The organism is Bacillus aquiflavi, from assembly GCF_019915265.1.
In the GTDB taxonomy this organism is placed as follows: Bacteria; Bacillota; Bacilli; order Bacillales; family Cytobacillaceae; genus Bacillus_BT; species Bacillus_BT aquiflavi.
The window spans coordinates 1,643,843-1,665,159 of record NZ_CP082780.1 but is presented as its reverse complement, the minus strand read 5'-3'; the positions used below and the strand labels follow the sequence as shown (position 1 = coordinate 1,665,159).

Here is a 21,317-nt window from a genome sequence, read left to right as displayed (position 1 = left end):
TTCCTTTCTTTTTTTATTGGCATGACCTCAGTTAAAGGCCATGCCAGTAACAGGTTAAATTAAAACGAGAACGTTAAATCCTCCGGAAATGAAATCTCCTCAGCCGTTTGATTTTTCTCGATTTTGATATTTGCAATTTTTATATTTATGTCTTGAACTACTTGTTTTGCAATCGAATCTATATTTTGTGCCATTTGTTTAATCGTTTCTTCTTTAAAAAGATTGTCCTTGTATACTAAATGCAGGTTGAAAATATCCTCACTTTTAATCGCATTAACAGTTAAATCAAATTTCGCTTTTCCGCTTTCATATGGATATTCTTTTAACTTTAGACCCGCGATGTTAGAAAAACTATGATTGATTTTATCCTCTTTATAAATAAACATCGTATTAATAATTCCTTGAGAACGAATCAAATCATGAACTTGAAGGTTTTCTAACAACATTTCATATGGATAGTCTTGATTCTCAAACGCCAACATCGTATTTTCCTTCACTTTGTATAAAAAGTCTTTAAACGTCATGTCAGCCTTTGGCTGATTGCGAATAGCTAACGTATTTACAAACATTCCCACAATATTCTCGACATCTACATGTGTTCTGCCAGCAGTTGGAGTTCCAATTATCACATCATCTGAATTGGTATACTTAGAAACTAAAATAGTGTAAAGAGTAAAAAATGTTTGAAATAAAGTTGTTTTATACTCCTTACATATTTTCATTAATCCTTTGGACGTTTCTTCATTCATTGGATAATAGAAAACCTTTCTGCCATTAGAACTAGAATTACTTCTAGGAAAATCTACCGGAATCGTATCTACTGGAATATCACCTTTATACAAATCGCGCCAATACATTTCTTGTTTTCTTAATTGCTTATTAAAATCACTGCTCTGTTGCCAAACAGCATAATCTTTATATTGCAAGGAGTTATCTGGAAGTCTTTCTCCATCATAAATTCGGATAATTTCATTTAATAAAATTTGAAGTGAAAATCCGTCGGCAACAATATGATGAACATCCAAACAAAGAATAAATTTTGCATCGCCTACTTTAAAAAGTTTAGCTCTTATTAATGGGGCTTTCTCCAAATCAAAAGGTTCTATCAACTTCTCTATATTAGTATAGATATTAGATTCTCTCATCACTTCGTATTCTAGTGAAAATGGGATCATCGAATGTACCCTTTGTACAAATTTCCCATTCAGAAAGTGAAATGAAGTACGGAACGCCTCATGCCGCTTTATGAGCTTATTTAATGTTTCCTCTAGGCGATGGATATCCAAGTCGCCTTCGATCTCTAATAACACCGGCATATTGTAGCTTGTCCCCATTTGTTTCGTTTGTTCTAGTATAAATAACCTTTGTTGTACGTATGAAAGTGGATAATATTCTTTCTTTGGAGCTTTTTCTATAGGCTTATGCATAAATTGTTCACTTTTAATAATATGAACTGCCATCGACTCGATCGTTGACATTCTAAATATTTCGCGCAAATTTATTTCTTTATTAAATTTCTCATTAATCTTTGTTAATAAAGTGATTGCATTTAACGAATGTCCGCCTAATTCAAAAAAGTCATGGGTAACCCCGATCTTATTTCCTTCAATCGCTAATACTTCTGACCAAATTTGTACTAATTGCTTTTCAACTTCGTTTCTTGGTGCGACATATTCTTGTTCATTTATAAAGGTTTCTTCTTTTGGCAGTGCTTTTCGATCTAGCTTGCCATTTGGCGATAAGGGCATTTTGTCCAGATGGATAAAATGAGCTGGAATCATATAATCTGGAAGCTTCTCTGCCATATACTGAGACCATTCTCGATTACTCCATTCGACATCAGCCACTATATATGCACATAAATATTTTCTTCCTTGATTATCTTCCCTATCAACCACAACTGCTTCACGAACTGCTTCACGCTGCATTAAACAATATTCGATTTCCCCGATTTCAACACGATTTCCTCTTATCTTGATTTGGAAATCCTTTCTTCCTAAATATTCGATATTCCCATTTGGCAGCCATCTTACTAAATCACCAGTTTTATATAAGATTGCATTTTCTTTATAAGGATTAGCGATGAACTTTTCCTTCGTTCGTTCTTGATCATAAAGATATCCTCTTGCTACTCCTTTCCCGCATATACACAATTCACCGGGAATTCCGATCGGCTGCAATTTATCTTCGTTGTTTACGATATAAACTTCTGTATTTTGCAGCGGTTTTCCAATTGGTAGAATCGAAGTTTCTAAATTATGATTATTTAACGAATATCCCGTCGTGTAAATACACGCTTCCGTCGGACCATAAAGATTAAATAATTGTGTATATGGCAAAAGTTCTTTTGCTAATTTCGCTAATTTAGGTGTTAATGCTTCTCCACCGATAAATATATATTTTAAGTTCGTTAATTCCTTTAATTGTTCATCGGCAATCATGTCGATAAATGCCTGTAACATAGAAGGCACGAAATTGACATGTGTTACCTGTTCTTTTTGGATAACGCTAAATATTTCCGCTGGATCTTTTTCCATTTCTGGTTCTAAAATGACCAACCTTCCTCCTGCAATCATCCAGCCGAATAATTCTACTACCGATGCATCAAAGATAAAAGGTGCTTTTAATAAATATGCATCTCCATCATTAATTGGAAACTTCCTCTGTAAACCTAATAATGTATTTAACACATTCCGATGCTCGATCATTACTCCCTTCGGGGTTCCCGTAGAACCTGATGTATAGATGACATATGCTAAATGTTCGCCATTGTTCACTCTATTCAAATCGGTTACTTCTTCTTCGTCGTCTTTACGATCATCAACAACGATCATATTTTCATGATAAGCACGAAGTGTTTCCTTATACTTATCTTGTGTTAATAATAAGCACGTACGACTATCTTTCATTATCGTTTCAATTCTCTTACGAGGATGATGTGGATCAATCGGCAAGTATGCACCGCCTGCTTTTAAAATCGCTAAAACACTCTTAACCATCTCAAACGAACGATCCATGACAACACTAACTAGACTCTCAGCTTTTACGCCTTGTTTTCTTAGTTTTCTGGCAAGCTGATTTGCCTGTTCGTTCAATTCTTTATATGTCATAGATCGGTCACCAAAGCGAAGTGCTTCTTGATCAGGTATTCGCTCTGCTTGTTTCTCAAATAGTTCATGCAATAAAAATTTATTTTGATGATCATATTCTGTTTGATTGAAATCATAAAGTAACAAATTTTTTTCTTCGTCTGTTAACATCTCGATTTCAGCTAGCCTTATATGAGGCGATTTAACAATCGTTTCTAAAATCTTGATAAAGTGCTCACTTAATCGTTCGATACTTTCTTTCTTAAAGAGCCCAGTACTGTATTCAAATTGGGCTTGTAAGCCTTCTTCTGTTTCTGTTAAATATAACGAAAGATCAAACTTAGAAACATTCGTTTCCATTTCCCACGGTGAAAATTGTAATCCATCTATACTTACTTCGGAATTGCTTGATTGTTGCAAAGTAAACATCGTATCAAAAAGCGGATTGCGACTAGTGTCACGCGGTACATTTAATTTTTTTACTAGCATTTCAAACGGATAATCTTGATGTTCAAAAGCATCCAATGTCGATTGTTTTACCTCTTCGAGAAATTCAGAGAATGTCTTTTCCTTTTTAGGAAAATTCCGAAGTGCAAGCGTATTGACAAACATTCCGATAATATTTTCTACGTCTGGATGATTTCGGCCAGAGATCGGTGACCCTACAATAATATCTTCTTGATCACTATACTTTGCAAGCAGTATATTGTATGCAGCTAACGATAGCATAAACAGAGTAGTCCCTTTTTCAGCAGCGATTCGCCGCATTTTATTCATTAACTCTTTTCCAATTTTGACTGAAATACTATCCCCTTCATAGCCTTTTACTAAAGGCCGTTTATAATCTGTTGGCAATTGAAGCACTGGATATTCTTCTGCAAATTGATTTAACCAATATTGTTCTTGTCTTTGGACCTTTTCAGATTCCAAAAAGTTATTTTGCCAAGCCGCATAGTCCTTATATTGAATTTGAAGCTCGGGCAATTCTTTTCCTTCATATAATTGGACAAAGTCTTCTATCATTAAGTCAACTGAGTAACCGTCTGAAATAATATGGTGAATATCTATTAAAAATAAATATTTATTTTTTTCAAATTCTATGAGCATTACTCTAAAAAGTGGTGTACTTTCTAAGTGAAACGGTTTGATAAAATGAGAAAAAATGATAGGCAATTCTCTTTCTGAAGCCTTTAAAAATTCAATTTTATAGTTTATTTTTTCGTTAATTATTTGTTTTGCCTCAAAATCTATATACTGAAAAGAAGTTCTAAGCGACTCATGTCTTTGAACAAGTGAATGAAAAGCTTGTTCAAAGCGAGATTTGTCTAATGATCCTTTAATAACAAACGCCCCTGAAATATTGTAATTCACACTGCTTTCATCCAATTTAGCGATGGCTAACAGTCTGTTTTGTGCAGGTGAGGTAGCGTAAAACTGTTGTTTGTTTAAAGGTTTTATTGGATCATATTTCGATTTTTGAACGGTCTGTATATCATCTGCAAGGCTTTTAATATTAGGTGTTTGGAACAGTTTTTTTATCGGTATTTCTACATGAAGCTCCTTGAAAATTTTTGCAGCTACTATTGTAGCTTTTAACGAGTGACCCCCTAATTTAAAGAAATCATCCTCTATACCAATATCCTCTTCTTTTATTTCTAATACATCGGACCATATTTTCACAAGAGACTTTTCTATTAAATTCCTTGGTTTTTTATAAGCTGTACTTCTTGAGAAATTTGGTTTAGGTAGTGCATGATAATCTAACTTTCCATTAACTGTAGTTGGAAACTTATCTAAAGCTATAAAATCCGTCGGGATCATAAACTCTGGTAAATGCTCTCTTAAATATTCTTCTAGTTGTACCGCAGAAAGATCACTTTTAGAAATATAATACACACATAGTACATCATGATCTTCTGTATTGCTTTGTTTAGTGACGATAGCTTCTTGAATATGATGATGATTTAGTAATGTTTTCTCTATTTCCTCTAACTCGATTCGATATCCTCTTATATTCACCTGGCCACCAATTCTACCAATAAACTCAATTGTTCCATCGTGCATCCATCTTCCGATATCACCTGTTTTATACATCTTTTCACCAGGAATAAATGGATTGTCTACAAAATGATCATTCGTCAACTCTGGTTCATTTAAATACCCTTTTGATAATCCTTTTCCAGAGATATAGATCTCACCCGGAACTCCTATAGGTAGTAGCTTCCTTTTACTGTTAAGGATATATATATTCTTATCTTGAATAGGCCGTCCGATTAATATTTTCCCTGTCTCTTCTTTTTTTATTTTATGGAATGTAGCACATACAGTTGCTTCTGTAGGACCATATGTATTGTACACAGTTGAATAGGATAATAGGTTTGAAATATGTTCTTTTCTTAACACATCTCCCCCCCTAATAAATATCCTCATACTATTTAGGTTTTGTTGTTTGTTAAATTCATTTAAAATTAATGGAGAACTGCTTACAATAGAAACACTTTGTTTTTCAATCAATTCTACTAGACACGGGATATCCATTAATTCTTCTTTTTGCGGAACTACTAATCTTCCACCTACTAAAAGTATTGGAAATAATTGTTCAATAGATGCATCAAATGCAAACGATGAATGTAATAAAACAGAGTCTTCATTGTTCACCTGAAATTCATTAATAAAACAGTTAATATAATGAACTGCACTTTTATGATCAATACATACTCCCTTTGGCTTTCCTGTTGATCCAGATGTATAAATGATATATGCTGTATCCTCTGGATTCGTTATCGTTAAATTTGTTGATTCCCCCGTATAAATTTCATTATGATCTAGCATTACGACTTCATGACTGTAATCTAAATCTTCCAGTTGGTGTTTTAGCATTGATGAAGAAAGTAATACTTTTATCGCGCTATCGTTAATCATTAAATTAATTCTTTTAGCCGGATATAAAGGATCGATAGGCACATATGCAGCACCAGCTTTTAAAATAGAAAGGATTCCGATGATCATTTCAATTGAAGGATCGACCATTATTCCAACATAATCATTTTGCTTTACACCTAAGCTTTGTAATTTTCGCGCTAATTGGTTTGCTTTTACGTTAATCTCTTCATATGTTACTTCGTTATCCTTGAAAATGACCGCGGTCTGTTTAGGATGATCGCTGACAGCTTTTTGAAACAATTGGTGTATAGTAGTTTGATGATTAGATTGAATCCCTGTTGGATGATTAAACTGATATAAAATTTGATTTTTTTCGTCTTCAGTCATTAACTCAACTGCCGCTACTTTCTCATTAATATTTTCGCAAAAATGGGCTAAAGCAACGACGATTTGTTGAAAAAACCTCTTGATTGTCGCGCGCTTGTATAGGTCTCCACGATAACGAACGGTTGACGTTAATTCAAGCTCAGTAAAATGAAAGGAAATCATTAAATCGTGATCTAGCGTATTGTTTATAACATTGTGGTGTAAATTATCAAATACCAATAGCAACTTAAATAATGAATCCATTGAATGAGAATTTTTTAATAGTTTAACTAATTCCTCATAAGGAAAATTTTGATGCTCATTTGCTTCTTTAACTGATTGCTGAACTTGAGAAAGTAATTCCTTCCAAGTCATATCGTCGTTTATGTTACTTCTAATGACGAGCTTATCATTTAAATAATCTCCATCATGTTTTTGTTTAAAAACAGGAACCCCTATTACAACATCTTCATCGGTTGAATATTGATATAAAGCTGCATTAATCGCTGTAGAAACGATTAAAAATGTTCCAAGTTCTGAACCGTTAGCAATTGTATGAATTTTCCTAAAAATTGTATCTGGTATTTTTAATTGTATTGCCTCAGCAATTGGTTCGTCTTGCTCGCTGTAAATATGATCTCTAGGCAACGTGCTTGATGAAAAGTGACCTGATAGCTTTTCTTTCCAGTAGTCCTTTTCTTTTTGATATTTACCGCTATTTAATAATACTTGTTTCGAAAAACCCATTCTTTTTCCCCCTTAAAATTAATAGTGGGAGGGCTTCATTCCCCCACCGATAGTAGTTGAACAAGGGGTCTCTACACAGCATCCCCACCCTCATGATTCTTTTATTTTTCCAAGATTTAAGGTGGGGATTTTACTGCTTTTTACCTAGGATTAACGAAAATCTTCAAGGAATTCCCCCTTAACTATTAAAGGTAAATTCAATATCCTCCATATTTATAGGCTTTAATTCTTCAACCTGATGCTCTAATTGAATATCTGCTAAGCGTAAATACGGATTGTCGATTATTGTTTTTAATACCTTTAAAAAGTCAGCCGCCACTTGTTTAATTGTTTCCTGCTTAAATAAATAAATATTATACTCAAATGTAAAGATAAAGTTTTCCTCTAGTTCTTCCGTTTCTAGACTCAAGTCAAACTTAGAAGTATTTCTTTTTAATGGGTATTTTTCTATTTGTAATCCATCAAGACTAATTTCATGATTACTCATTTTCAAATCGAACATGGTATTAAATAATGGATTTTGATTTTCCGCTTGCTCAATCTTCATTTCATCGAGCAGCTCCTCAAATGGATAATCCTGATTTTCATATGCATCAAGAATAGATTCATTTAATTCTGCTAAATAATTTACAAATGTTTTTTCCTTTTCCGGAAAACTTCGAATAGCTAACGTATTTACAAACATCCCAATTAAATTTTCCACATCAGGATGTTGTCTTCCTGCAGTTGGGGTGCCAACGACAACGTCTGTTTGACCAGTATATTTAGATAAGAGAACGTTATAAACAGCAAATAATATTGAGTATAACGTTTTATCTAGTTGTGCCCTCAGTGAACGCAGTGCTGCAGAAGTCTGTTTATTAACAACAATTGAGAATGTATCACCTTCAAATGTTAAAGTATTAGGTCTAGTAAAATCATATGGTAAATTTAACGGCGCTACTTCTTTATAAAAGACTTCTTTCCAATACATTGCTTGTCTATTCATTTTTTCTGTATTCAATAAGTTGTTTTTCCAAATGGCATAATCTTTGTATTGAATCTCTAGCTTTGGTAGTGTCTTATCTTGATAAAATGCAACAAAATCGCGAATTAATATGTCTAATGAAACTCCATCTGCAATGATATGATGCATATCGAATAGCAATAAATACTTGTTCTCTTTAAGATTAACTAACTTCACTCTAAATAAAGGGGCTTCACTTAAATCAAAAGTAGTGATAAATTGTTCAATCAGTAGGTCAACTTCATGCTCTGATCCGTCCTCTTCCTCTATTGTGATATTTTTGTGTTCGTGGATAACTTGAGCAAATTCACCATTCTGATAGGTAAAACTTGTTCTTAATGATTCATGTCTATTTACAAGTTGCTGTAAGCTGCTCTGAAATTTTTTCTTATTTAGCTCTCCCTTTATAAGTAACGCTTCTGTCAGATGGTAACTTGTTTCCAATTGATTTACCTGTTCAAGTAAATACAAGCGTTTTTGTGAAGAAGTAAGCGGATAATATTCCCTCTCTTTGGCAACTTCTATCTTGGAATACTTCTCTTTATTTCTATCGTGAATTAATATTTCTGCTTGTTCCTTTATCGTTGGAGAGTGGAAAATATCCTTCAATGACAATTGAACGTCAAATTCTTCATAAACTTTAGAGATGATGGATATAGCTTTAAGGGAATGACCGCCCAATTCAAAAAAGCTGTCTGTCATACTAATTCTTTGTTCGTCTATACCAAGGAAATCAGCCCATAGTTTTGTTAATCTTTTCTCAATATCATTTCTCGGGCCTACATAGTTCGTACTCTTCGTGACATTTTTTTGTTTCTGTAAAGCCTTTCGATCCACTTTCCCACTTGCATTTAATGGAATACGATCAATATGAACAAAAGCAGATGGCAACATATAATCTGGTAACATCTTCAACAAATAGTTACGCAGTTTTAAATTAGGAATCGGTTCGGTTGCAACATAATACGCATATAGTTCTTTAGAGCCGTTTTCGTCATCCACGGCCATTACAACTGCATCCGTTATTTTTTCATGTGATGTTAAATTCGCCTCTATTTCTCCGATTTCAACTCGATTACCCCGTATTTTTACTTGATCATCTGTTCTTCCCATATATTCAATATTGCCATCAAGTAAATATCGCCCTATATCACCTGTTCGATACATTTTTGTTCCAGGAATAAATGGGTTTTCGATAAATTTTTCCGCTGTAAGTTCTTTTCGATTTAAATATCCTCTGGCTAGCCCAATTCCAGCGATAAATATTTCACCTTCAACTCCGACAGGTTGTATTTGATATTGCTTATTCAATACATACAAACAAATATTAGAAATAGGTTTGCCAATTGGGACACTTGATAAATGACGATTTACTTCATCACAGTCATAGTAAGATACATCAATAGTCGCTTCCGTTGGTCCATATAAATTTGTTAATCTCGTTCCAAACTGTTGCTGAATATTTTCATGAAACGCTTTAACATGGGGGCTTAAAAGTGCTTCACCACTAGTAAATATTTGCTTTAAACTGCTCAGATCATAGGATTGTTGATACTTTTTCAAATGATCTAAAAACATCGTGAACATAGATGGTACAAAATGCATAACTGTAATTTTGTATTTCTCAATTGCTTCACAAATCATGACTGGTTCTTTTTCTCCGTTTGGTTGAAGTAAGTACACTTTTGAACCATATAACGACCACCATAATAATTCCCATACGGATACATCAAATGTAAATGGCGTTTTTTGCATAATAATGTCCGCTTCTGTTAATGGATACTTGCTTTGCATCCAATGAATTCTATTTACAAGTGATCGATGTTCGATCATAACTCCCTTAGGTTTTCCAGTTGAACCAGACGTATAAATAACATAAGCGAGATTTGTAGGTTTTGTAATATGATTAAGATTTGTGTCGTCTAGTTGCTTGATGTTGCTATCATTTATATCAACTGTTAATCCTGTGAAGAGATTATGTTGCTTAAAGTTTCGTTGAGTTAATAAAATTTTCAAATTACTATTTTGAATCATGTATTTTATTCTTTCAGCAGGTGCATTTGGATCAATTGGTAAATATGCTGCACCCGCTTTTAAAATCCCTAAAATCCCAATGATCATTTCTACTGACCGTTCTAACATCATTCCAACAATGCTATCAGGTGATACCCCATTTGATCTTAAATAACGTGCAACTTGATTAGCCCGTTGATTTAATTCTTTATATGTTAAAGATGTATGATTATCGAATACCGCAATATGATTTGGAGTACGGACTACCTGTTCCTCAAATAGTTCATGGTATGCCTTAGATGTATCGATATCTTGCTTTGTGTTATTCCATTCATAAATGTGCCTTTTTTGCTCCTCTTTTGTTAACAGTTGTATATCAGCTAGTTTTATCGTTGTTTCGGCAATTACTTGATGAACAATTTCCTTAAAATATTTTGCCATTCTTTGAATTGTATCTTCATTAAATAGCGCCGTACTATATTCGATTTTCATTTCAAGCTTTTCCGCTTTTTCTTTTGCTTCAAAACTTAAGTCAAACTTGATATCCTTATGATTTACGTTAATAGGATTAATAGTTAAATCTTTCACTGTTAATGAATCATAGCCCGTCTCTTGCATCGTAAACATTGTATTAAATAAAGGAGATTTACTTCTATCAAAGCTTAGATCCAGTTTATTGATTAAATTTTCGAAAGGATACTCTTGGTTTTCATAAGACTTTAATAAGTTTTCTTTAACATGGGCTAAAAATTCTTTAAATGTCTTCTTTGAATGAGGATAGCTTCTTATGGCTAATGTGTTTACAAACATTCCAATTACATTTTTTATTTCATTATTTTTCCTTCCAATTACAGGGATACCGACAGTAACATCTTCCTGATCACTATACTTGGATAACATTATGTTATATAAAGCAAAGACAACCATAAATAAAGTCGCTTCCTGGTCTCTTGCAATCTTTTTTAAACCTAAAACATCTTCACGATCAATTACGAATGTTAGCTGATCCCCTTTATATGAAGGAATTGATGGTCTTGCTCGATCAATTGGAAGATTTAAATAAGGAACTTCATCAGAAAACACTTCTAACCAATAGGCTTCCTGTTTTTTCATTTCGTCTGAAAGCAAATATTGTTCTTGCCAATGTGAGAAATCTTTATATTGAACTTCAAGTGACGGTAAACTCTTTCCTTCATAAATCGTAATAAAATCTTCTATTAGAATTTTTATAGAAGTTCCATCAGAGATCATATGATGCATATCAACAAATAACAAACTTTTGTTCTTCTGCACATGGATTAAATAAACACGTAATAAAGGTGCAGCAGATAGATCAAAAGGTTGAATGAACGAATTTATCAGTTCCATTGGATCACGGTCTAATAAATCTATAGATGTTACATTGAAATTTACGTTGCGATGAATTTCTTGCATCGGAATACCATCTATTATTTTAAAAGATGTCCGAAATGCTTCATGTCTTTCAATGATTTGTTGGAAAATCTTATTTATTTCGTTTTTGTTTATTGCACCGTTTATTTCGAAAACTCCTGGCATATTATAATTCGTCGTATTACTCGTTTGATTAATAATAAATAATCGTTTTTGTGATGTGGAAGCAGGATAATATTTTTTATTTTCTACAGGTGTTATTTTTACTTGTTTTTTTCTTACTAATGTTTCTATATGTTCAGCTAATTTTTTTATCGTTGTATATTGAAAAATATCTTTCACATTTAAATGAACGTGAAATTCTCTTTGTACACTCGTCAAAAGTTCAATAGCTTTTAACGAATGACCACCTAAGTCTAAAAAATGATCATTAATTCCTATTTCTTGCGGCTTTTTATTAAAAAGATTGGCCCAAATGTTAGTTAACATGATTTCGGTTTCATTTCTTGGGGCAACATAAACAGACTTTACAGCATGATCGGAAAATGGAAGCGGTAATTTCTTTCGATCCACTTTACCATTTGGTGTTAATGGCATTTGTTTTAATGGGAAAAAATAAGTTGGAATCATTGCATTTGGTAAATTAAAACTTAAGTATTCCCTTAATTCCCCTAAATCTATTTGTTCTTCAGCGACATAATATGCACAAAGATGTTGTTCACCATTATGTTGTTTCACTAAAACGACAGCTTCTTTAATTTTTGGATGACTAGCTACTTGATTTTGAACTTCACCCAGTTCCATCCGTACTCCGCGTATTTTTACTTGATCATCATTTCTTCCAATAAGCTCCAATTCACCGTTAGGCAACCATCTTGCTAAATCACCTGATTTATACATTTTTAAGTTTGAGTCAAATGGATTTTTTACAAACTTAGATAATGAGAGTTCTTGATTTGAGAGGTAACCGTTTGCAATTCCTTCACCTGAAATGCATAGTTCACCAGTAATCCCTATTGGTTGCAGTTGTTCGTTCTTGTTCAAAATATATACTTTTTTGTTTGCAATCGGTTTTCCAACAGTGATCGGTTCAGTATCTGAATTAATTTCTTTTACAGTTAACCAAACTGTCGTTTCAGTTGGTCCATAAATATTGTAAACTTTAGCATTTGTTATTTGTTTAAGTTTTTGAACTAAACTGTTTGTTAGCGTCTCTCCCCCGACCAATACTGTTTGTAACTTTTCAAAAGTCTGATCATTTTCATCATTCAATAATAGCTGTAATCGTGATGGCGTCAATTGAATGACATCTATATGATGTTGTTGAATTAAATCCTTTATATTTGCAGCATTTTGTCTTTGCTCTTCATCCGCAATAACAACAACCATGCCTAAAGTTAATGGAAGAAAAGATTCCACTACAAAAGGATCAAATGACATAGAAGTAAGTGATAAAATGGTGTGATCTGGTGCAAATTCAACAGCACGAGTAAAACCGTGAATAAAATTATGTAACGATTGATGATCGATACAAATTCCTTTCGGTCTACCAGTTGATCCTGATGTATACATAATATATACTGAATGATCAACTTTGCCTAAATTCGGCAAATTTTCCACATTTTCTTGATCAATTCTTGAATCTGCTACATCGATTTTTCTTCCAGCAAACTCGACATCGTTTATCGTTGAACTTGATAATAATAGACTAATGGAACTATTTTGAATCATGTAAGTAATTCTGCCCTTAGGATAACTTGGATCTATCGGTATATACGTCCCTCCCGCTTTAAGAACAGCAAAAATAGCTACCATCATGTCGATTGAGCGGTCAATCATCACACCAACGCGTGTTAACGGTTGAACACCGTTTCGTTGTAAAAACCGTGCAAGTTGATTTGCTTTATTATTGAGTTGTTGATAAGTTAATTTTTGATTGCCAAATACAATTGCAGTCTTGTTAGGCGTTCTCTTTACTTGTTCTTCAAATAACTGATGAATTGCTTTAGTTCTTGAATAATCAGATTTTTCCCCACTAAATTCAGTTAACAGCTTCTGCTCCTCATCTGCTGGAATTACCTCTATTTCAAATACCCTTTTATTACTGTTATGCAATACATGTAAGATTGTTTGTACCATTCGATTAAAATGGGTTTCGATTTCCCTTTCCGTAAATAGATCCGTCAAATAATCAAAATCAAGCATTAACTCATTTTTTTTTTCTCGATCATTGACATGAATACTTAATGAATTAATTTCATGTCCTGAAAAATGCCATTCCGTCTCATACTGTCCTCTTATTTCTTCATTTTTGCTAATATGAAGCTTTGAATTTTGGTATGATAATGAAATATCGAATAATCTTTCGATGAGATTGTTTTTCTCTCTAAGTTTTCTAGTTAATAAATCAAAAGGGTATTGCTGATTTCTTAACAGAGACATTTGCTTATGCTTCATTTGTTCAAAAAAGTCAGTAACCTTTAGATCATCGTTTAACTCCACATAAAATGGCATTGTACTTGTGAACATCCCAAACGTTTCACGTTCTTTAACATTAAATCTATTTAAAATTGTTGTACCTAAAACAAATTGATTACGATCAGTTATTCTTTTTAAATAAATGGATAGTATGGAAATAAAAAATGTAAATATAGAGATTTCTTGATCCTTACAAAACTGATAAATATTTGACGTAATTTCTGAAGATAGTTTGAATGTTTTTCGATTTGCATTAGTACTTCTAAAAGCTAATCTGCTCTCTTTTAGATGAATTGGTTCAGGTATGTCAATTAGTTCATTTATCCAAAATGTTTCATTTTCAATAAATCTGTTTGATTTTATATAATTATTTTCACGGGTAATAAAATCAATATAAGAATGATCCTTTTGCGTACTAATCTCTTTTCCTTTACATAAATCGGTATAGTATTTCATCATTTTATTTGCCATTAAATGAATGGACCATGCATCAGCAATGGCATGATGAATTTTCGCAAATATTCCACTTTCATTAGCGCCGTTTTTAAAGAGAATAAAATCAAACAAATCGGAATTCAATAATGTAAATGGTTTACTAGTTTCTAGAGCCACCCATTCCTTAAACGTGCAATTTAACTTTTGTAAATCTATTTGTTTAAATTTTTTCTCGTGAAATGGTGAAATATATTGTCTTACACCATCGCTATCCTCAATTAACCGGAAACGTATAGAATCATTTTTTAGTATAAACAAGTTGATAGCTTGTTCCATTTTTTGAAAGTCTAACAAACCTTTGAATTTAATTGTTCCAACTAAATTCGATATTGGAGAAGTTTGAACAAACTTTTCCGTTTCCCAAATCCTTTTTTGCGGATGCGATAAAGGATACTTTCGTTCAACCATATGTTCGTCCTCCTCGTATCAATTAATGGTTAATCACTTTCTCTCCATTTTATAAATTTTATAATTAACAAAATCGAAAATAAGCTAAATAATATTAATACGACTAAATCCTGTGTGACCGTAACTGACCACTCACCTTGAAATAATGATCTCAATGCTTCTGATAAATATGTTGTTGGTAAAAGGTAAGAAATATACTGGATCAATAAAGGCAATGATGTAATTTCAACCATTACCGGACTCATAAATGTAATAAACATCATCGCAACTTGTCCGCAAATGGCTGCCACTTGTGGTGTTTTTGCCCAAAAACCAATCAAAACACCTACCCCAACACAACTTAATATGCCAAAAAGTATGATCGGAATTAGCCCTATATGAAATTTAAAAGTGATACCGTACATATATTGTCCTATTACAGTCAAGATCAATATTGAGGGTATCGCAGATAAAACACCCTTTAATAAAACAGACAAGATAAAAGTTATTTTAGAAATGGGTAAAGATGCATAATAAATAAAATGTCCTTGGTTTTTTTCATGCGAAATATCTTGTGCCACACTAGTGAGCCCCATCAGTACAATAGCAAATACAATATTTCCAACTATAATTCTAGTAATTGTTTCTATAGATGCATCTTGATTGAAAACTTTTAAAAAAAATAAAGCGGCGAGGGGAAACATAGACGCCATAAATACAATCAAATACCATGTATCCCTAATAATTCCCCATTGAATTCGTGCTAAAATATAAAAATCAACAAAATTTTTATATAATCTTCGATTTATTTTTGACTTTTTATCTGGAACTTCGTAAGCATAAGATTTTGTATTCATTATTAGTCTCTTTCCTCATAGTGTAAATAAACGTCTTCAAGACTTGGTGGTATAATTCTGTATTCTTCACACTTAACCATTTCTAGATACTCAATTATTTCACCGATTACACTTGTTAATTTTTCTTTTTGGATCAACACTCTGAAACGATTTTCAGTTAATGATTGGATCTCACCATATTTCGATAAATTAGCTTGATGGATATCATTTTCTCCAAATACAGAAGTTATTTCTAATTTATAGCGTTGATCGACTAATTGCTTTAATCGCCCTACATAATCAATTGCTAACACTTTCCCTTGATTAATTACTGCCACACGATCTACTATCTTCTCGGCTTCTAAAAGATTGTGCGTGACTAAAATAATGGTTGTGCCTTCTTCGCGATTTTTCTTTTGCAACAAATTCCAAATTAAATTTCTCTTTAAAGGATCCAAATCATTTGTTGGCTCATCTAAGATAAGGACTGGTAATTTTCCCGTTAGACAAGCTGCAAAGCCAACCATTCTTTTTTGACCGCCCGATAAATTCTTTACATACATATTTCTTAATTCGTCTAGCCCTAATGTCTGAAGGAGTTCTTCCGTTTCATTTTTTGCCGCTTGTTTTCGAATGCCTCTTAATCTTGCAGTAAAATAAATAGCTTCATAAACTTTTAATTTATGTAAGGCAAATGTCTCTTGAGAATAATATGCAACATTGTTCATAACGAAATAACTATCTTTTAAAACGTCTTGATCGTACAAATAAATAGTCCCGCTTGTAGGCTTTATTTGTCCTACCATTTGTTTGATTAATGTTGATTTTCCAGCACCATTAGGCCCCAATAATCCAAAAATTTCTCCTTGGCGTATACTAAAGGAAATATTTGAGTTTGCGACTTTTTTTCCTTTTTTAAATTCTTTATAAATAGAATCGATACGATATACTTCCTTCTTTAGCTGATCCATTTACACCACACTATTTGCTATTTCTTGATGGATAATTTTCTTGATGTTATTATTTTCATCCATTATTGCTATATTGCAACGAAAGTCTTCTAACTCATCTTCATGTACTAGTGCATACGATATGATGATCACTACATCACCTTTTTGCACAAGCCTTGCAGCAGCACCATTTAAACATATTTCCTTTTCCCCAGGATTACCCGGAATAACATATGTCTCGAAACGAGCGCCATTATTATTATTGACGATTTGCACTTTTTCATTAGGCATAATCCCAAGGGAATCAATAATTTCACGGTCTATCGTAATACTTCCAACATAATTCAAGTTTGACTCCGTAACTCGTGCACCATGAATTTTTGATTTCATCAACGTTCTATACATTTTTACTCTCCAATCTACTTATTTCGTATTTAAACTTCTCCAGCCAACTTTTTGAAAATTAACGTACAATTATTTCCGCCAAAGCCAAATGAATTTGAAACGATTACTTTTAAATCTTTTTTTCTGGAGCTTCCAACAATATCTACATCTACCTTAGGATCTTTAGCCTGCAAGTTTACTGATGGTGGTATGGTGTTTTTCTCCATCGCAAGTAAACAAATTACTGCTTCTATTGCTCCACTCGCACCTAAAGTATGACCAATAGCTCCCTTAATTGAACTTATTGGTGGAATTTGCTCCTGTCCCCTGAATAGTCGTTTAATTCCATTTATTTCCGCAAGATCTCCAGCTTGCGTACCTGTTCCGTGTGCATTTATGTAATCAATTTCTTCAACTGTGACGCCAGCATCCTCTAGAGCATTCTCAATCGTTCTTTCTATTTGTGAGCCGTCAACTACTGGCATTAACATGTGATAAGCGTCACATGTCATGCTATATCCTTTAACTTCCCCATAAATCGTTGCTCCTCTTTGTAAAGCATGATCTAAAGATTCTAGAATTAAAACTGCCGCACCCTCTCCGATGATAAATCCCTTACGTTCTGAGGAAAATGGCTGACAAGGTTCATTATTCGGTGCCATGACTCGCATGTTATCAAAGCCGGAGTAGATTAATCCATCAGTGGGTGAATCCGCACCTCCAGCCATCATGATATCTGCCTTTCCTGAAGCGATTGTATCAAAAGCTAAACCAATAGCATGATTACCAGATGCACAAGCTGTTGAAACGGTCATATTTGGACCTTGTGCATGATACTTAATTGCCAAATATCCTGATAAAGAATTGATGGTTGCAGCTGGAATATAATTTGGTGTAATTTTTCGATTATTATATTGATGTAAGTTAATTAATTGCTGACCGGTAAGAACAACAGCACCTGCTCCAGTTCCCATAATAACCCCAAATTTAGTCGGTTCAACCTCATTATTGTTTATTTTTGACATTGTTAGTGCTTCTTCTGCACAGCTATACGCTAGCTGAACAGTACGGTCAATTTTCTTGTCGTTAATTGCTTTTAAATTAAGATTATCTTCCTGGACAATAGCTGCGTGTTTTGTCCGAAAATCACCATATTTAGTAATTCGTTCTGGTAAAGGGGAATAGCCGCTTTTATTACTGCATATCCCATCCCATGTATCTATTGTCTTGCCTAAACTAGTAATCGTACTAAATCCTGTTATAACAACTCTTTGTTTCATTTTGTTAGCTCTTTTTCATCTACGTTATTAGCTACGAAGTTGATTACATCTTTTACAGTTTTAAGTGATAACAATTCTTCATCTGTTACTGTACGATCAATTCTTTGTTCTAAATAAAATGCTAAGTCTACTAAATCTAGCGATGTTAATCCTAAATCATTTTTTATGTTCATATCTTCACGAACATTTTCATTCCCAAGGTTTTCCTTTAAATAATTTAATACCTCATGACTAATATTGGCCAAAATGAAATACCCCCAATTTTGAAAATATTGACTTAAAAGAGAGAAAATTCGTTGAATAGATGAAAATCCTTCTAATAGTAATTTAAATCTAAATTTAAACTTATCAAAATTATTATTTAGATTAAATAGAAAATTAGAACTATTCCTTCGACATTTACCGACATCATTTGTAATAATCAATAAACACTTTGACTCATTTTATTTTTTACCTATTACTGTTATCCATTGTTAAAAACATAAGATTTATTGAATATTTATGATAAAAGACTATCTAACTAATAAAATTCATTGAAAAATATATATATAATAACTAGTCGTAGTAAATCACCAAGAAAATGACATGTTTTGACGATTTTGGTCTAAAAAAAAATAAAATTCAAGAAAAAAATAAAAAATAATTTAAGTTATCAATACTTTTATACTCTATAGAAGGGATTTAATATAAAAGTATTAATACTTTTACTCGTTCGTTATAATAGTAGAAATGGTACTTTTCCCAACCTTTTCTTTGTTGTTAGTCATTTTTTTTGGAAATGAGGAAGAAATGCGGTGGATATGAAAAATTTGATGGGTGGTGGCTCCTTCTTTTTATTTAAGTTATGATAAATAGGTGATAATGGCAGCTTAATTGGAGTGAAAATGATGTTATGTAATTGTAAGCAATTAAAAAGTATAAAATTAGAAGCTGATATAGGTGCCGAGCCAATTTGGTGCCTTGAATGCGGTTATAATTTAGATTTAGACGGATTACGGATTACAGATGATTTATTAAGAGAGATTGAGCATTGGTCATCTATTTATGGCGAATGGATTGACTGGGATTCAGATACATTAAAGCCGAATGCCAGCGAGTTAGAATACAAACACAACTCAATCGGTGAAAACCTAGCGAACAAACTAGCTGCACAATTGAATGGAAAATATAAAATTAAGTTTTCACCTTCGAGTATAGCAAGAAAGTATTTGGAGCATTTCCGGGAGCTTCGTTCTAAATAATCAATCTCGCCATTTTGAATACGAGATTGAAGACTGTTGACAACGAACTCATGAACGCTTGTGCTAGATCGTTTCCTTCTTGTGCAGTAACGAGACTGAACAAGCGTTTTTAAGCAGTCTTTTGAGGATAATCTTGAGGGGAATGAGTAAAGAAACAGTTAAGGGCCAAAACTTTCTTGCTTCAGTTTTAATCAAATGAAACGGATAAAACGTTTAACTGCTAAGGCTGTTCTAAGGAACAGATGAAGTTTTTTTTACTTTTTCGACGTTTAAATTCATTTTCTCTAGCTGATCTCTTAATTTGAATCCGTATCCAGAAAGATAGAGATCATCTTTTATCTTTATACTGTTGCCATCATGAAACAAAAACTCATAATCTGACATTTCTCCTTCATCCGCCTCATAATAAATGATTTTTTCCACTTCATCCCAAGTGTAAATATGATCTTTCATTGAAAATAGAGGTGCATATGAAAGTGAATCTTCTGATAACAATGTATAAGCTTGAGAAGCAGTGAAAAAGGTAATCCCACTAAATAAAATACAACAAATACTTAACAATATTGCAACTTTACTATTACGCATTAAAAAGAGCAGCAATGGAGATAAAAATAAAAGTAACAAACCGACTGCATAGACCGGGTAAGCCTCCGTGGGTACGTACACGTGCCAAATTCCTTTTTTATAATGGATAAGATCAACGATTGTTTGGGGAACAAACCCTAACAATAACGGTGAAGCAATTGCGATCATAACCGCAATGGCTAAAAAAATATGCCGAGTCTCATAATATTTCATCATTTCTCCCCCTGAAAAAATTTTTAAAGACAGCCAACCCCCACCTATTTTGAAGTGAGGGTATTTATGCAGTTAAATTTTTATATTTCTTCAGCACAACATGACCAATCGTCATAACAACAAAGCTTGAAATGAAGAGCACGATGCTTCCTGGCATAAAGTTAATATGTGGATTGTTATGAGCAGTTGAAACTTCACCGTTTATGATTTTGACAATATTAAAATAAGTAAAAGGTGACAAATGTGCAACTTCAGACAAAGCTTCAATGCTTAATACATATCCAGAAGCTGATAGTAATATGACAATCATAAAAACACCCAATTGATTTTTAATAAATAAAGAACAAAAAGTCGATAAGATAATTAAAAACAATAAAACGATAAGAAATAAAACGATACATTTTACTAAATAATGACCTAATGGCGTGAAGTGAAAACCCATTCCTTGTACATAAGTCCCATTGTAGTTCGCGGAATTAGCCAAGCTTTGGCTATCATAAACTAATATCGGATAATACCAATCGCCAAATCGGTCAAAGATTGTCCCTATTAAAAGAACGCTTGCGAAAATGACGGTACTGGAGAGTAGGACAACAATGAATGAACTCAACACTTTCCCATGAAAAATATGGCGCAACGAAAGCGGCTGTGACATTAAAAAACGAAGTGTTGACTTCTTTCCAGTATCAGTCGCTAAACCTCCTCCTAATAATAAGAAGAATAAGATCATCGGCACGAAATAGAAATATTGATTAAAGTATAAGTAAAGCGAAAACAGTCCGCTGCTATCAACTTTTCGATTCGCTTCCTCCCATTCTTTTTGGTAAAAAGCATGAGCTTCGTCCCAGTAGTGAAATATTGTAACGATAAATTCTCCTGAAAATACTGGCTGAACATGATGCTTCAATAACCACTTCTTTTCTTCCATGCTAGCAACGATGGCCATTTTCCCAATATCTTTTTTTAAGTCTT

At 33.0% G+C, this 21,317-nt stretch carries 10 protein-coding genes; 1 reads left to right on the top strand and 9 read right to left on the bottom strand.

The features are described from left to right. Positions 1 to 59 precede the first annotated feature (59 nt). The 7 genes from K6959_RS08150 to K6959_RS08120 all read right to left on the bottom strand — a co-directional run bounded on the left by K6959_RS08150 (position 60) and on the right by K6959_RS08120 (position 18,551). The gene (locus tag K6959_RS08150) at positions 60 to 7,085 is read right to left on the bottom strand and encodes an amino acid adenylation domain-containing protein (RefSeq protein WP_223088141.1); all 7,026 of its coding nucleotides are present in this window, start codon (positions 7,083 to 7,085) and stop codon (positions 60 to 62) included. A gap of 178 nt (positions 7,086 to 7,263) precedes the next feature. Continuing rightward, complete coding sequence (locus K6959_RS08145; RefSeq protein ID WP_223088139.1) at positions 7,264 to 14,877, bottom strand: non-ribosomal peptide synthetase; 7,614 nt, start codon at positions 14,875 to 14,877, stop codon at positions 7,264 to 7,266. Between the two features lie 29 nt (positions 14,878 to 14,906). Beyond that, on the bottom strand, positions 14,907 to 15,713 hold the full coding sequence (locus tag K6959_RS08140; protein WP_163241383.1) for an ABC transporter permease: 807 nt from the start codon (positions 15,711 to 15,713) through the stop codon (positions 14,907 to 14,909). Between the two features lie 2 nt (positions 15,714 to 15,715). Beyond that, a complete protein-coding gene (locus tag K6959_RS08135) occupies positions 15,716 to 16,663 on the bottom strand; it encodes an ABC transporter ATP-binding protein (RefSeq protein WP_163241381.1) in 948 nt (315 codons plus the stop codon). Then, positions 16,664 to 17,047, bottom strand: coding sequence for an aspartate 1-decarboxylase (gene panD, locus K6959_RS08130; protein ID WP_163241379.1), 384 nt, complete (start codon positions 17,045 to 17,047; stop codon positions 16,664 to 16,666). It lies immediately after the preceding gene. Positions 17,048 to 17,076: 29 nt separating this feature from the next. After that, positions 17,077 to 18,306, bottom strand: a complete 1,230-nt coding sequence (locus K6959_RS08125) for a beta-ketoacyl-[acyl-carrier-protein] synthase family protein (protein WP_163241377.1) — start codon at positions 18,304 to 18,306, stop codon at positions 17,077 to 17,079. Further along, positions 18,303 to 18,551: an acyl carrier protein gene (locus K6959_RS08120; protein WP_163241375.1), complete on the bottom strand. Its 249-nt coding sequence runs from the start codon at positions 18,549 to 18,551 to the stop codon at positions 18,303 to 18,305. The genes K6959_RS08125 and K6959_RS08120 overlap by 4 nt, the downstream gene beginning before the upstream one ends. A 642-nt stretch (positions 18,552 to 19,193) precedes the next feature. Between K6959_RS08120 and K6959_RS08115 the strand changes: the two genes are divergently transcribed. Further along, the gene (locus K6959_RS08115) at positions 19,194 to 19,547 is read left to right on the top strand and encodes a hypothetical protein (RefSeq protein ID WP_163241373.1); all 354 of its coding nucleotides are present in this window, start codon (positions 19,194 to 19,196) and stop codon (positions 19,545 to 19,547) included. 231 nt (positions 19,548 to 19,778) lie between these two features. On the opposite strand, the gene K6959_RS08110 is transcribed toward K6959_RS08115, so the two are convergent. Both K6959_RS08110 and K6959_RS08105 read right to left on the bottom strand, forming a co-directional pair. Beyond that, positions 19,779 to 20,345 (bottom strand): hypothetical protein, encoded by a 567-nt coding sequence (locus K6959_RS08110; RefSeq protein ID WP_163241371.1) that lies wholly within the window; start codon positions 20,343 to 20,345, stop codon positions 19,779 to 19,781. Positions 20,346 to 20,409: 64 nt separating this feature from the next. Further along, entirely contained in the window at positions 20,410 to 21,291 is an 882-nt protein-coding gene (locus K6959_RS08105) for an ABC transporter permease (protein ID WP_223088137.1), read from the bottom strand. Between the last annotated feature and the right edge of the window lie 26 nt (positions 21,292 to 21,317).

What these genes read in the sequence shown, in the direction of transcription:
- K6959_RS08105 (WP_223088137.1), bottom strand. Translation starts at nt 21,291, where the DNA reads ATGGCCATCGTTGCTAGCATGGAAGAAAAGAAGTGGTTATTGAAGCAT.
- K6959_RS08110 (WP_163241371.1), bottom strand. Translation starts at nt 20,345, where the DNA reads ATGAAATATTATGAGACTCGGCATATTTTTTTAGCCATTGCGGTTATG.
- panD (WP_163241379.1), bottom strand. Translation starts at nt 17,047, where the DNA reads ATGTATAGAACGTTGATGAAATCAAAAATTCATGGTGCACGAGTTACG.
- K6959_RS08115 (WP_163241373.1), top strand. Translation starts at nt 19,194, where the DNA reads ATGTTATGTAATTGTAAGCAATTAAAAAGTATAAAATTAGAAGCTGAT.
- K6959_RS08145 (WP_223088139.1), bottom strand. Translation starts at nt 14,877, where the DNA reads ATGGTTGAACGAAAGTATCCTTTATCGCATCCGCAAAAAAGGATTTGG.
- K6959_RS08150 (WP_223088141.1), bottom strand. Translation starts at nt 7,085, where the DNA reads ATGGGTTTTTCGAAACAAGTATTATTAAATAGCGGTAAATATCAAAAA.
- K6959_RS08125 (WP_163241377.1), bottom strand. Translation starts at nt 18,306, where the DNA reads ATGAAACAAAGAGTTGTTATAACAGGATTTAGTACGATTACTAGTTTA.
- K6959_RS08135 (WP_163241381.1), bottom strand. Translation starts at nt 16,663, where the DNA reads ATGGATCAGCTAAAGAAGGAAGTATATCGTATCGATTCTATTTATAAA.
- K6959_RS08140 (WP_163241383.1), bottom strand. Translation starts at nt 15,713, where the DNA reads ATGAATACAAAATCTTATGCTTACGAAGTTCCAGATAAAAAGTCAAAA.